This window comes from Sphingomonas sp. P2_B6, assembly GCF_056404755.1.
Genome location: NZ_JBFUDK010000001.1, coordinates 586153 through 600117 on the forward strand (window position 1 = coordinate 586153; position 13965 = coordinate 600117).

Annotated in this window: 8 protein-coding genes, 1 tRNA gene and 1 rRNA gene; 5 read left to right on the forward strand and 5 right to left on the reverse strand. The window is 67.3% G+C overall.

Annotated elements, in window-relative coordinates; translation table 11 throughout:
- Positions 1-68 precede the first annotated feature (68 nt).
- The 3 genes from AC1DX5_RS02490 to AC1DX5_RS02500 are packed head-to-tail and all read left to right on the forward strand — an operon-like array spanning position 69 to position 4678.
- On the forward strand, positions 69-2693 hold the full coding sequence (locus tag AC1DX5_RS02490) for a molybdopterin-dependent oxidoreductase (protein WP_478014017.1): 2625 nt from the start codon (positions 69-71) through the stop codon (positions 2691-2693).
- Complete coding sequence (cobA, locus tag AC1DX5_RS02495) at positions 2686-3465, forward strand: uroporphyrinogen-III C-methyltransferase (RefSeq protein WP_478014018.1); 780 nt, start codon at positions 2686-2688, stop codon at positions 3463-3465. The genes AC1DX5_RS02490 and cobA overlap by 8 nt, the downstream gene beginning before the upstream one ends.
- On the forward strand, positions 3458-4678 hold the full coding sequence (locus tag AC1DX5_RS02500; RefSeq protein ID WP_478014019.1) for a molybdopterin molybdotransferase MoeA: 1221 nt from the start codon (positions 3458-3460) through the stop codon (positions 4676-4678). The genes cobA and AC1DX5_RS02500 overlap by 8 nt, the downstream gene beginning before the upstream one ends.
- 18 nt (positions 4679-4696) lie before the next feature.
- Here the strand turns inward: AC1DX5_RS02500 and AC1DX5_RS02505 are convergent, their stop codons facing one another.
- The 3 genes from AC1DX5_RS02505 to AC1DX5_RS02515 are packed head-to-tail and all read right to left on the reverse strand — an operon-like array spanning position 4697 to position 10107.
- Positions 4697-5623, reverse strand: a complete 927-nt coding sequence (locus tag AC1DX5_RS02505) for a PEP-CTERM sorting domain-containing protein (RefSeq protein ID WP_478014020.1) — start codon at positions 5621-5623, stop codon at positions 4697-4699.
- Between the two features lie 11 nt (positions 5624-5634).
- On the reverse strand, positions 5635-8742 hold the full coding sequence (locus AC1DX5_RS02510) for a TonB-dependent receptor domain-containing protein (protein WP_465171703.1): 3108 nt from the start codon (positions 8740-8742) through the stop codon (positions 5635-5637).
- An 18-nt stretch (positions 8743-8760) separates the two neighbouring features.
- Complete coding sequence (locus tag AC1DX5_RS02515) at positions 8761-10107, reverse strand: dicarboxylate/amino acid:cation symporter (protein WP_478014021.1); 1347 nt, start codon at positions 10105-10107, stop codon at positions 8761-8763.
- Positions 10108-10327: 220 nt separating this feature from the next.
- On the opposite strand from AC1DX5_RS02515, the gene AC1DX5_RS02520 reads away from it, so the two are divergent.
- Entirely contained in the window at positions 10328-12115 is a 1788-nt protein-coding gene (locus AC1DX5_RS02520) for a sensor histidine kinase (RefSeq protein ID WP_478014022.1), read from the forward strand.
- Positions 12115-13473, forward strand: a complete 1359-nt coding sequence (locus tag AC1DX5_RS02525; protein WP_465171700.1) for a sigma-54-dependent transcriptional regulator — start codon at positions 12115-12117, stop codon at positions 13471-13473. The genes AC1DX5_RS02520 and AC1DX5_RS02525 overlap by 1 nt, the downstream gene beginning before the upstream one ends.
- 96 nt (positions 13474-13569) lie before the next feature.
- Here AC1DX5_RS02525 and AC1DX5_RS02530 read toward each other — a convergent pair.
- Together AC1DX5_RS02530 and rrf are read right to left on the reverse strand one after the other, a co-directional pair.
- Positions 13570-13646, reverse strand: a tRNA-Met gene (locus AC1DX5_RS02530).
- A gap of 90 nt (positions 13647-13736) precedes the next feature.
- Positions 13737-13851: ribosomal RNA gene (gene rrf, locus AC1DX5_RS02535) — 5S ribosomal RNA — on the reverse strand.
- Positions 13852-13965: the final 114 nt, after the last annotated feature.

The following is a 13965-nucleotide window of genomic DNA, read 5'->3' on the forward strand; positions in this document are numbered from 1 at the left end:
CTTCTTCCCCCCTCCCGCTTGCGGGAGGGGCCGGGGGTGGGCTCGCGCTTTCCTCGAGCGGCCCGCTAATGGAAGCCGGGCGCCCACCCCTAGCCCCTCCCGCAAGCGGGAGGGGGACTAAGACCACCTGTCCCTACTGCGGGGTCGGCTGTGGCGTCCTAGCAACCTCAACGGGAGACCGCACCGCCACCATCGCCGGCGACCCCGACCACCCCGCCAACCGCGGCAAGCTCTGCTCCAAGGGCACGCATCTCGGCGAGACGATCGGGCTCGAAGGACGCCTGTTACATCCCATGATCGGGTCGGAGAGGACCGGCTGGCACGAGGCGCTAGATCTCGTCGCCAGCCGTTTCGCCGCGACGATCGCCGAATACGGCCCGGACAGCGTCGCCTTCTATGCCTCGGGCCAGATGCTGACCGAGGATTATTACGTCGCCAACAAGCTGATGAAGGGCTTTATCGGCACCGCCAATATCGACACCAATTCGCGGCTGTGCATGGCCAGCGCGGTGGCGGCGCATGTCCGGGCGTTCGGCGAGGATGTGGTGCCGTGCAGCTATGACGATCTCGACGCCGCCGACCTGATTATCCTGGTCGGATCGAACACGGCCTGGTGCCACCCGATTTTATGGCAGCGGATCGAGGCGGCAATGGCGGCGCGCGGGACGAAGCTGGTGGTGATCGACCCGCGCCGCACCGAGACCGCCGAGCGGGCCGATCTCCACCTCGCCATCGCGCCCGACAGCGACGTCGCGCTGTTCGCCGGACTGCTGGCCGAGATGCGGTCGGTGTGGCGGCTCGACGGGCGCTATCTCACCGAGCATGTCGCGGTGCCGGAGGGGTTCTGGAAAACCCTGCATGCCGGCGATGTGGCGAAGACCTGCGATATCGCGCCCGCCGACCTGCAGGCGTTCTACGACCTGTTCGCCGAGCATCCGCGCACCGTCACCCTGTTCAGCCAGGGCGTGAACCAGTCGACCAGCGGCACCGACAAGGCGAATGCGATCATCAACCTGCACCTCGCCACGGGGCGGATCGGCAAGCCGGGTGCGGGGCCGTTCAGCATCACCGGCCAGCCCAATGCGATGGGGGGACGCGAAGTGGGCGGGCTTGCCTCCATGCTGGCGGCGCATATGGGCTTCAGCGACGCCGAGCGCGACCGGGCGCAGCGCTTCTGGCAGTCGCCGACGATCTGCCCCGGGCCTGGGCTGAAAGCCGTCGACATGTTCGACGCGATGGCCAAGGGCAGGATAAAGGCAGTCTGGATCATGGCGACCAACCCCGCCGTCTCGCTGCCCGATGCGCGCATGGCGCGGGTCGCGCTGGCCAATTGCCCGTTCGTCGTGGTCTCGGACTGTATCGCGGCGACCGACACGAGTTTCTACGCGCAGGTGAAGCTGCCCGCGACCGGCTGGGGCGAGAAGGACGGCACGGTCACCAATTCCGAACGCCGCATCTCGCGCCAGCGTGGCTTCATGACGTCACCGGGCGAAGCGAAGCCAGACTGGTGGGCGATCGCCGAAGTGGCGAGGCGCATGGGCTTTGCGGGGTTCGACTATCCCGACGCGGCGAGCATCTTCCGCGAATTCGCCGCGCAGACCGGGTTCGAGAATGACGGCGCGCGGGTACTCGACATCTCGGACAAGGCGGCGATGTCGAACCAGGATTATGACGTCATGGCGCCGTTCCAATGGGGCGGCCCCTCGCCTTTCGCGGCGCGGAGCTATGCCACGCCCGACGGCAAGGCGCGGCTGGTGCCGGTTCGCCATGTGCCGCGCGATGACGGCAACCGTGCCTTTCCGCTACGGCTCAACACCGGGCGCTATCGCGACCAGTGGCACAGCATGACACGCACCGGCCTGTCGCCCAAGCTGTCCCAGCATCGTCGCGAGCCGTTGCTCGAAGTGCATCCCGACACCGTCCAGCGGCTCGGCCTGGTCGATGGCGGGCTGGCGCGGGTGCAGACGGCGCAAGGGTCGAGCATCTTCCGGGTGACCAGCACGCCCGACCAAAGGCGGCGCGAGTTGTTCGTGCCGATCCACTGGACCGACCAGACCAGTGGCGGAGGCCGGGCGGGGTTGTTGCCGGCGCGGGACCGCGACCCGGTGTCGGGCCAGCCCGGCTTCAAGAACACGCCTGCGACCGCCACGCCGTACAAGCCGGGCTGGAGCGGTTTCCTGCTGTCGCGCGATCTGCCGGCCAAGCCCGATTGCGCTTACTGGACACGGATCCGCACCGCGAGCGGCTGGCTGACCGAACTGGCGGGCGACGGCGATATCGCGCCGCTGACCGCGCTGCTGCCAGAGGGCGAACGGGCCGAGATGATCGACACCAAGCGCGGCGTGATCCGATCCGCGGTGATGGCAGACGGCATGCTTCAGGCGGCGCTGTTCGTCTCGCGCAGCGGCGGACTGCCGCCGCGCGACTGGCTGATCGCGCAGCTCGGCCAGGCGGATGCCGCGCCGTTCGAACTGCTCGCGGGGCGCCCGGCAAGCCCGGCACCCGATCGCGGCAGGATCATCTGCGTCTGCTTCGATGTCGGGCTCAACACCATCCTCGACGCGATCGCCGGGCAGCGTCTGGTGAGCGTCGAGGCCGTCGGCCTGGCGATCAACGCCGGCACCAATTGCGGATCGTGCCGCCCCGCCATCGCCGCCCTGCTCCCACCGCAAAAGGAAGCCGCTTATGGTTGAGCTCATCGCCCCCGGCGAGGTCTGGCTGGTCGGGGCTGGCCCCGGCGACCCCGATCTGCTGACGCGCAAGGCCGAGCGGCTGATCGCCGCTGCCTCGGTGATATTCCATGATGCGCTGGTCGGGTCAGGCGTGCTCGACCTGATCCCCGACTATGTGCGCCGCGTGCCCGTGGGTAAGCGCGCCGGACGGCATTCGCGGACTCAGGAGGCGATCAACGCACTGCTGGTGCAGGCAGCGCTCGTTGGCGAGCGCGTGGTGCGGCTGAAGGGCGGCGATCCGTCGATCTTCGGCCGGTCGGCGGAGGAGATGGATGCGCTGGCGCTGGCGGGGGTGCGGGCGCGCATCTGCCCCGGCGTTACCGCGGCCAGCGCCGCTGCCGCGAGCGCGGGGGTGTCGCTGTCGTTGCGCGGATCGGCGCGGCAGGTGCGCTTCGTCACGGCCCAGGCGCGGGCGGGCGAGGCGATCGATCTCGACTGGGCGGCGTTGGCCGACCGCCGAGCGACGCTGGTTTTCTATATGGGCCGGGGCGCCGCGCCCGAGATCTGCCGCAAGCTGATCGCGCATGGGCTGTCCGCCGCGACACCGGTGCTGATCGCCGGGGATGTGAGCCTCGCCGAGGAACGGCTGGTCCATACGCGGCTCGACCTGCTGCCGATCGCGATCGGCAGCGCGACCGGCAGGCCGGCGCTGATCCTGATCGGCGAAGCGATGCGCGCCCGCCGCGCCGCCGACCTCAATATGATCCTCGACGCGGCGCGCCGGCATGTCTGACCTCGCCTTTGCCATCCGCCCGAGCGTGCCGTGCCGGGCCACGCTCGACTTCGACCCTGCTATTGCGCGTATGGCGGCAGTGGCAGCACCGCTCGGGCAGGAACGGGTGGCGCTGGCCGATGCCGCGGGGCGCATCCTGGCAAGGCCCGTGCTGGCCCGGCTCGATTCCCCGCGCGCCGATCTGGCGGCGATGGACGGCTATGCGGTCAACGGGGCGCAAGCGTCTCGCCTGAAGGTTATCGGCGACTCCTTCCCTGCCCGTCCGTTTCGCGGCGCGATCGGTGCGGGCGAGGCAGTCCGGATCTTCACCGGCGCGCCGGTGCCGGAAGGAGCCGATCGGGTGATCGTGCAGGAACTGGCAGTACGGCATGGCGACGAGGTGGCCATCCCCACTGCGGAGGGTCGGCGCCATGTCCGGCAGCGCGCCTCCGATTTCGCGGCGGGCGAGGCGCTGCTGTCCGCCGGCCGGCGGCTCGATACGCGGGCGGTGCTGGTCGCGGCAGCGGCGGATGCGGCGACCCTGACGGTGTGGCGCCGGCCCAGGGTCTTCGTCCTTGCGACCGGGGACGAGCTATCACGGCCGGGGCTGGCCGGCGGCGGCGCACTATCGATCCCCGACAGCACTTCGCTCGCCATCGCGTCGCTTGCGACCGAATGGGGGGCAACGATCTCGGGCATGGCGTTGGTGCCTGACGACAGCGATATGATCGAAGCACAGGCACTGGCCGCAATGGCGGAGGCGGATGTGCTGATCGTCACCGGTGGCGCCTCGGTCGGGGACCGCGATTTCTCGGGTGGGGCTTTGAGCGCGCTTGGCCTCGACCGCGTCTTTGCCGGCGTGGCGATCAAGCCGGGCAAGCCTGTCTGGTATGGCCGGGCGAGCGGCATGCAGGTGCTGGGGCTGCCGGGCAATCCGACTGCCGCGCTGGTCACGGCGCGGCTATTCCTCGCGCCGTTGCTGTGCCTGCTCACCGGCAGGCCGGCCAAGACGGCGCTGGGCTGGCGGCCGGCGGTGCTTGGCGCGCCGCTGGGAGAAGCGGGCAATCGCGAGAGCTTCCTGTGCGGCGACTGGGACGGCGTCACCGTCAGGGCGATCGACCGACAGACCGCATCGGCACAGGCCAGCCTCGCGTCGGCCAATGTGCTGATCCACCGCGGGCGCGACGCCCTGGCAGAGGCGGCCGGCGCCGCGGTTATGATCCTGGATTTCTGATGCAGCCCGTCGACCTGATCAGCGTGGCATCTTCTCCGCCTCGAGCTGCCTGAAGGCGATATCGCGCAGCGACGCCGCCAGTTTCGGCGACAGGCCCAGATCGTCGGCCGCCTTCTCGTTTGCGCCGAGCGAGCGCGGGTCGAGCCCCGTCACCTTGCCGAAGACCATCAGCGCTTCGAGATAATAGCCGGCCGTGCTCGCGTGATACTGGTCATAGGTCCACAGGTCGGTCTTGCCGAACTCGGTCCCGTCATAGGGATTGGGATCGGCCACCCCTTCCGCAAAGGCGCGGTTCCATGCCTCACCGATCGGGATGATCCCGTCGATCGACCGGTTGGCCAGGGCGAGATTGGCGCCGGCGCGCAGGTCCAGCGCCATCGCGGTGATCGGCTTGCCGAACCAATGGCCCTTGGGCTGATAGGTTTCGTCGGCGCGCGACCAGGTCGAGCTGAACTCGATCCGCACCGCCGGATTGCGCTGGCGAAACATCGCCGCGAGCAGCCGGGAATAGGTCACCAGCAGCCCGGGATCGCCCGGCTTGGCCCGGTCGAGCGTGCTGAATTCCTGCAGCACGACGACATCCCATTTGCGATCGAGCAACGCGCGCCTGGTGTCGTAATGGAAATCCAGGCCCTTGCCGCCCTGGGTCTCCAGGCTGACGGTATAATTGAGCCCCGCCTCCTGCGTCATCAGCTTGAAGATCGCCGGCACGCCGCCGGTGCCGTCATTGGTGAGGTCAGTCACCGTGTCCGTACGGTAGCGGCGCACCGCCGAATGCGCCCCTTGCGTGAAGCTGTTGCCGACGAACAGGATCGTCCGGGCCGGCGGCGCCACCGTGGAGATCACCGGCGGGGGGACGGGCGCCTGCACCTGCGCGACCGCCGCGACAGGGGACAGCGCCACGAACGACGCCGCCAGCAGCAACCCGATCTTGCCCAATTTCATCCGCGTCTTCCTCAAAACTTCTTGCCGATCGATACGTACCAGTAACGGCCATAGGGATTGTAGAGCGAGCCGAAATAGCCATCGGCGGTGATCGGCGGCTGCTTGTCGAACAGGTTGCGCGCGCCGACGCGGATCCGCGTATTGTCCAGCGCGCCGCCCTTGAAGCGATATTGCGCGTAGAGGTTGAACGTCGTCTGGCCCTGGATGACATAGGGATTGCCCGATGCATCGAGGAAATTGGTGTCGTTGACGTCACTGGTGAAGTTGGCGAAGCCACCGATCTGAACCTGGCCGAGCGTCCAGGTGAGTGACCCGGTGACGCGCCATTTCGGCTTGCCGCGCACCTCGATCAGATCGCTGCCGTCAGTGAGCGGCGTCGCCGCGTTGATCGTGCCGGCCGAGCGCGCATCGAACAGCGTCTGCACCATCGGGGGATTCTCGCGGGCATATTTGGTCAGCCGCGCCGCGTTGATGTTGAGATCGAAATCGCCAATCCCGGTATCGTTCAGGCGATAGAGCAGCGCGAGATCGACACCCTGCACCGTCTGCGGCAGCAGATTGGTGAACTGGTCCTTGATCTGCAGGATCGCCCCGGCCGGCGCCAGGTTCGATCCGGCGAACACCGCGGTGTCGTCCGGCGTCACCGCCGCGCGGATGACGTTGGGGTTGCTCGAACCCTGGAGGCGCAGGAGATAGTCGAGCACCAGCGCGTTCTGCGCGCCGAACTGGCCGACGATTCCGACCTGGTGGATCGACCAGAAATCGGCGGTCAGGGTCAGCCGGCCGAAACGGCGCGGGATGAACTTGGGCTCGATCACCGCGCCGACCGTCCAGTTGGTGCTGTCCTCCGGCTTCAGGTCCGGGTTGCCGCTGATCAGGATGGTGTAGCTGATGTTGCGCGTGCAGGTGTTGAAATTGGCGATGGCGGCTTTGCGTACGTCCGCTTCGCAGCGATAGAAATCCTGATTGATCACACTGCTCGAGCTGAGCCGCGAATATTGCACCGTCTTGGTCTGTTCGAGGTTCGGCGCGCGGAAGCCCTGCGACCAGGAACCGCGCAGGCGCAGGCCATCGACCAGATCCCAGGCGGCGGCGACCTTCGGCTTCGCCACCGATCCGAAATCGCTGTAATGTTCGTAACGGCCGGCCAGCTGCAGATCGAGGCGCCGGACCAGCGGGATGTTCATGTCCGGCGAGACCAACGGCACGGCGAGTTCGCCAAAGGCCGAGGCGACGAAGCGGTCGCCCCGGGTGGACGGCGTCGGGCTGACCGCCGCGACATTGCTGATCGAGGTCTCCCCGGTCACCGCATCGACGAACTGGATCCGCCCGTCGAGGTTCGGATCGCGATCGTCGCGCTGAGTCTCGCGGCGGCCCTCGATGCCCGCCGCGATGCCGACATCGCCGCCCGGAAGCGCGAAGAGATGGCCGTTGGACACCTTGAAATCGCCCAGCGCCAGGGTGGTCTTGTCGTGCCGGCGCAGCTTGAAGGTGATCGCGTCGATCGCTGCCTGGGACGAGGGCGAGCAATCGCCGATGCTCGGATTGGCCGAGCAGCCGCCGCTGAACGGATTATAGGCGTCGGGCGTCGACAGCGCGAGGCTCTGCTGCAGCTTGGTCATGTTGATGGCGTCGGACTGGTCGGTCGCGATCGCCTCGGAATAGAGGAAGGCCGTGTCGAAATCGAAGCTGCCGATCTTGCCCCTCGCGCCGCCGAGGAAGCGCGACTGCGAGTTGGTCACGTCGACATATTGCGGACCGGTATCGACGAAGCGGTAGGTCGACAGGCGCACCGGCAGACCGGCGGCGGGCACGTTGGTGAGGCCCGAAATACGGTTTGGATTCACCGTACCGTTGGCGAAGACGGTCGGGCCGAACGGATTCCAGTAATTGGTCGCCGGCACCACGATCGCGTTCAGGTTGATCGTCGGCGGCTGAACCGCGTGGCTCTTCGCCTTGTAATAGCCGATCTCGGTATAGAAAGTGAAGGCATCCGAGACGTCGTAATGCGCGCTAAGAAAGCTGTTGAAGCGGCTGATGCGCGGCGAGACCGTGGTGTCCGCGGCATTGTCGAAGCGCTCGTTGCGCAAGGTCGTGCCGGTCGCACGCGTGCCGGTGCCGAGGCAGGTATCGGCGCTGATCGTGACGACGCAGCCGGGGTTGAGCGCCGACTGGGTGTGGAAGAGACCAGTCGAGCTGGTAACGGCGGTGGTACCGCGGCGGATCGTGCCCGGACCGCCGACGACGGCGAGATTTGCCCAGGGCGACTGAGTCGCGCGGCTGTCGGGATTGGCGCTGCTGGAAAAGTCGGGGTCCTGGAGAAACAGCGAACGCAGATCGTTGGTCGCCGTATAGGCTTCGTCACCCGAAAGCTGCGCGGTGCGCCGGGTATAATCGAGATAGAGCGACACATTGCCGCGTCCCCCGGCAAAGTCGGTGCCGGCGAAACCGGTGATCTGATATTCCTTGCGATGCGTGCCTTCGGCAAAGCCGAAGCGGCCGTCGATCGACACGCCCTTGTAATCGCTCTTGGTCACGGTGTTGACCACGCCGGCCACGGCATCGGCGCCGTAGATCGCGGCCGCGCCGTCGCGCAGCACTTCGAGCCGCTCGATGCCGGCGACCGGCAGCGAGTTGGAGTTGAAGCCCAGCACGGGGACATTGCCCTCGCCCGCCTGGCTGACCGGATGCGAGACGAGGCGGCGGCCGTTGAGCAGCACCAGCGTGTTGCCGACGCCGAGGTTGCGCAGGTTGATCGAATTGACGTCGCCGCGCGCCGCGTTGCTGGTCTGTGGGTTGTTCGAGGGGTTGAAAGTGACGTCACCCATTTGCGGGATGGCGCGGATCAGGTCGTCGCCGGTCAGCGCGCCGGTCGCGTCGATCTGCTTCGAATCGAGCACGGTGACGGGGAGCGCGGCGGTGACGCTCGACCCCTTGATCTGCGACCCGACGACGACGATGTCCTTCACCTCGGCCGCATCCTCCTCCGTCGGCGCGAGCGAGCCGCTATCCTGCGAGGCGGGCGCGGCCGGCGCTTCCTGCGCCCAGGCGCCGGCGGTCACGAGCGCGGCAAAGGCGGTTCCGGCAAGCAGCGCCGCCGATCGGATTGCAAGGTTCATCTTCTCTCTCCCCATTCGTCATTCTGCCAGCGCCGTTGCGACGTCCGGTGCGATCACTGATTCAAGCGGTAGTGGTTGGCCGGCCATCGCCGCGTCGAGACGGGTGCGATCGAGCGCGCCTTCCCAGCGCGCGACCACCACGGTCGCGACGGCGTTGCCGATGAAATTGGTCAGGCTGCGGCATTCCGACATGAAGCGGTCGACGCCGAGGATCAGCGCCATGCCGGCGACGGGCACGTCGGGCACGATCGACAAGGTCGATGCGAGCGTGATGAAGCCGGCACCGGTAACCCCGGCCGCGCCCTTCGAACTCAGCATCGCCACCAGCAACAGGCTGATCTGCTGCCACAGCGACAGGTCGACATTGCAGGCCTGGGCGATGAACAGCGCCGCCAGGGTCATATAGATATTGGTGCCATCGAGATTGAACGAATAGCCGGTCGGCACGACCAGCCCGACGACGGTCTTGTCGCAGCCGGCCGCTTCCATCTTGCCGATCAGGCTGGGCAAAGCCGCTTCGGACGAGGAGGTGCCGAGCACCAGCAGTAGCTCGGCGCGCAGATAGACGATCAGCCGGACGATCGAGAAGCCATGCGCCCGCGCGACCGCGCCCAGGATCACCAGCACGAAGAACAAGGACGTGAAATAGAAGGTCGCGACCAGCGCGCCGAGATTGACCAGCGATCCCACGCCATATTTGCCGATGGTAAAGGCCATCGCCCCGAACGCGCCGATCGGCGCCGCCCGCATCAATATGCCGACCAGCTTGAACACGATCAGCGCCAGCCGCTCGACCAGGTCCAGGACAGGCTCGGCGGGCTTGCCGACCAGCGACATGGCGATGCCGAACAGGATCGCGACGAACAGCGTCTGCAGGATCGAGCCATCGGTCAGCGCCGAGACCATCGTCGTCGGGATGATCGACAACAGGAAACCGGTGATCGTGGTCTCGTGCGCCTTATGCGAATAGGTGGCGACCGCGCCCTGATCGAGCGTGGCGGGATCGACGTTCATGCCGGCGCCCGGCTGCACGACATTGGCGACGATCAGGCCGAGGATCAGCGCCAGCGTCGAGAAGGCAAGGAAATAGCCGAACGCCTTGGCCGCGACCCGGCCGGCCGACGACAATTGCCGGACGCTGGCGATGCCGCTGACCACCGACAGGAAGATCACCGGCGCGATGACCATCTTGACCAGGTTGATGAAGCCGTCGCCGACGGGTTTCATCGCTGCGCCCCAGACCGGCCAGAAGTGGCCGAGCGTCACGCCCAGAATGATGGCGACCAATACCTGCGCATAAAGGTGCCGCCAAAGCGGGACGCGCGCACGGGGTTGGTCGGTGGCAGTGGCGACGGTGATCGTCATTCAGTCCCTCTCGGCGCGCGAAACCGCGCTGTCGGCCACTTTCTGGTGAGCGGCTGGGTGTGAAACTACGACGCCAGAACGCCGCTTGGGAGAGTTTCGAAATGGGAGGACATATGATTGAGAAATATAGATTATTTAGATGAGCATGGCCTGCTGGTCGATTTAAACTGTGCGCATTTCCACACATGACAGCGGAGATTTGTGTGGTATGTCGCTCATAATGGCCGACCGACCAAATGCTATCAGACTTCGGCTCGTCGCGGCAGCATTGCTCCTGATCGCCGTCGGCGCCGTGCTGCTCTGGGCCGGAGCGCCCTGGGCCAATGCCCAGGCGGAGTCGGCCGCCGATGCCGCAACCAGCCAGACCGCGCGGAGCCATGCCGGGTTGCTCGCCAGCGAGCTGCAGAAATTCCGGCTGCTGCCGCTGGTGCTGGTCGAATATCCCGATGTCGCGACGGCGCTGGAGACTCATGCGCCGGCAGCGGTCGAGCGGCTCAATCGCACGCTCGAACTGCTCGCCAGCCGTACCGACGCCGCCGCGATCTACGCCATCGACGCGGGCGGCCTGACCGTCGCGGCGAGCAACTGGCGGTTGCCGACCAGCTTTGTCGGCCAGAATTACAGCTTCCGCCCCTATTTTCGGGGAGCCGTGGCGCGCGGCGCCTCGGAACTGTTCGCGCTCGGCACGATCAGCGGGCGGCCGGGCCTGTTCCTCGCCCGGCGGCTCGAAGTCGGCGGGCGCGCAGTGGGGGTCGTGGTGGTCAAGGTCGAGTTCGACCGGCTCGAAGCGACCTGGGCGCGCACGCCGGGACCGAGCTTCGTCACCGATGCGCACGGCGTGATCCTGATCACCAGCGTGCCCGGCTGGCGTTTCCGCGCCACGCATCCGCTCGATGCCGCGACGCTGGCGCAGGCGCGCTCGACCTTGCAGTTCGGCAGCGGGCYGCCCCAGGCCGCGCCGATCACCCTGTCGGGCGCGGCGGCAACAGCCACGCTTAGCGGCACCGAAGCGCGATATCGTGCCGGCTCCTTTCCGGTGCCGCTGGCGGGGTCGCAGCTGGTCCATCTCGAACCGCTTGCCGCCCCGCTCGCCGCCGCGACGACGCGGGTACGGCTCTGGGGCCTCGGTATCCTGGTCGTCCTCGGCGCGGTCGCCGGGCTGGCGTGGCGTGCGCGCGAGAAACGGCAGCTCCAACGCGAGGCGCAGGCGGCGCTGGAACAGGAAGTCGTGCGGCGCACCGCCGAGCTGAGCGAGACCAACCGCCAGCTCACCATCGAATCCCGCGAGCGTGTCGAGGCCGAGCGCCGCTTCCGCGCCGCACGCGAGGAGCTGGCCCAGGCCAACCGGCTCGGCTCGCTTGGGCAGATCACGGCGGGCGTCGCGCATGAGATCAACCAGCCGGTCGCCGCGATCCGCACCTTTGCCGAGAATGCCGGCATTTTCCTCGACCGCGACCAGATCGATCCGGTGCGCGGCAACCTCGCCCAGATCATCGATCTGACCGCGCGGATCGGATCGATCACCGCCGAGCTGCGCAACTTCGCCCGGCGTCGTACCCCGGCGCGCGGGGCCATCGCGCTGGGCTCCGTGATCGACGGCGCGCTGCTGATCCTCGGCGAACGCGCGCGCGAAGTAGTAACGGCCGACTTGCCGCCGGCGATGCGCGACACCCACGTCGCCGGTGATCGGGTCCGGCTCGAGCAGATCCTGGTCAATCTGCTGCAGAACGCGCTCGACGCGGTCGACGGCGTGGCCGCGCCCCGCATCCTGATCGGCGCGACCGCCTCGGGCGGCGATGTCACCGTGACGGTCGGCGATAATGGCCAGGGCGTCGACCCGACCATCGCCGATCAGCTCTTTGCGCCCTTCGTGTCCGCCAAGCCGGAAGGGCTCGGCCTCGGCCTCGCCATCGCGCGCGACATCGCCCGCGAATTCGGCGGCGAGCTGGAGATCGGCAGCTCCGCGCTCGACGGGGCGGCCTTCATCCTCAGGCTGAAGCGCGCCTGATGCTGTTCCCGACCGAGCAGAGCATCTTCTTCGTCGAGGACGACGCGCCGCTGCGCCAGGCCACGATCCAGACGCTCGAGCTGGCCGGCCTGAGCGTGCGCCCCTTTGCCAGCGCGACCGAGGCACTGCCCGAGATCCGGCCCGACTTTGCGGGCGCAATCATCTCCGACATCCGCATGCCGGGGATCGACGGACTGCAGTTGCTCGAGCGCGTCCGCGCGATCGACCCTGACATCCCCGTGATCCTGATCACCGGCCATGCCGATGTGGCCATGGCGGTTGGGGCGCTGCGCGACGGCGCGTTCGATTTCCTGACCAAGCCCTTTGCCACCGATCACCTCGTTGCGGCCGCCAACAAGGCGCTGGAGAAGAGGTTGCTGGTACTCGACAATCGCCGGCTGCGCGCGGCGGCCGAAGTCGACGAGGGGGGCCCGCTGATCGGCGACAGCGCGGCGATGGTGCAGCTGCGCAGCACGATCCGGCAGCTCGCGCTCGCCGATATCGACGTGCTGGTGGAGGGGGAAACCGGGACGGGCAAGGAACTTGCTGCGCTGTTGCTGCACCGGATGGGCACGCGCAGAAGCCGGCCGTTCATCGCGGTCAATTGCGGCGCGCTGCCCGAGGCGCTCGCCGAGGTCGGGCTGTTCGGCCATGCGGCGGACAGCGTGCCGCACACCAGGCTCGCCCGGGTCGGTCAGATCGAGGCATCGAGCGGCGGCACCCTGCTGCTCGACGAGATCGACAGCATGGCGCTTCCGCTGCAGTCCCGGCTGCTGCGGGTGCTCGAGGAGCGCGAGGTCCATCCCATCGGCGATACTCGACCGCGGAGCGTCGATCTGCGCGTCATCGCGACGACCAAGACCGACCTTGCCGATGCGGCGATGCACGGGCGGTTCCGGCCGGATCTTTATTACCGGCTGAACCTCGTCCGGCTGCGCGTGCCGCCGCTGCGCGAACGCCCCGAGGATATTGCGAGCCTGTTCGCGCGCTTCGTCGAAGAGGCGAAGCAGCAGGCCGGCGTTACTGAATTCCTGCTAACCGACGCCATGCGCCGTCATCTGCGGTCGCATGACTGGCCGGGCAATGTCCGGGAGTTGCGCAACTTCGCGTTCGGCGCGGTCCTTGGCCTGGCCGAACCAGCCGCGGCGGTGCCGGCCGGTCCCCGGCCGAGCCTGCCGTCGCGAGTCAATCAGTTCGAGGCACAGGCAATCGAGGAGGCACTGCGGGCGACGGGGGGCAGTGTGGCGGCGGCGCTCCCGCTGCTCGGGATTCCGCGGAAAACCTTTTACGACAAGGTCGCGCGGCTCGGCATTCGCGTGGAGGATTTCCGGACGCGCGGTGGAGCCGGCAAGGGCTGACCCAGGAGCTTTTACGTCGAGAAGGAGCATCGGCGGTTGTGCGTTGGAGACGCAAAAAAGCCCGCGAGGCGCGTGCCTGCGGGCTGTGTTGTCCGTTGGTTGCGGGGACAGGATTTGAACCTGTGACCTTCAGGTTATGAGCCTGACGAGCTACCGGGCTGCTCCACCCCGCGCCAAGGTTCGCACCCGCTGGTTGGCGGGTGGATGACTGTGAATGGGTTCTGATAGATCCGTTTTTCGTGGATTGTTTCACCGGCTTCAATGCCTGGCGACGACCTACTCTTCCATTGCTTGAGCAATAGTACCATCGGCGCAGTCAGGTTTCACGGCCGAGTTCGGGATGGGATCGGGTGGGGCACTGACGCTATAGCCACCAAGCAATGAGGCCGGTGAGACAACTCGCGGTCAGTTTCCTGACCGCGGGCAAACCCGGTTAGGGGTTTATCTCGAAAAACGGTTCTTTAGGGTCCCATCAAAGTGATACTTTGATGG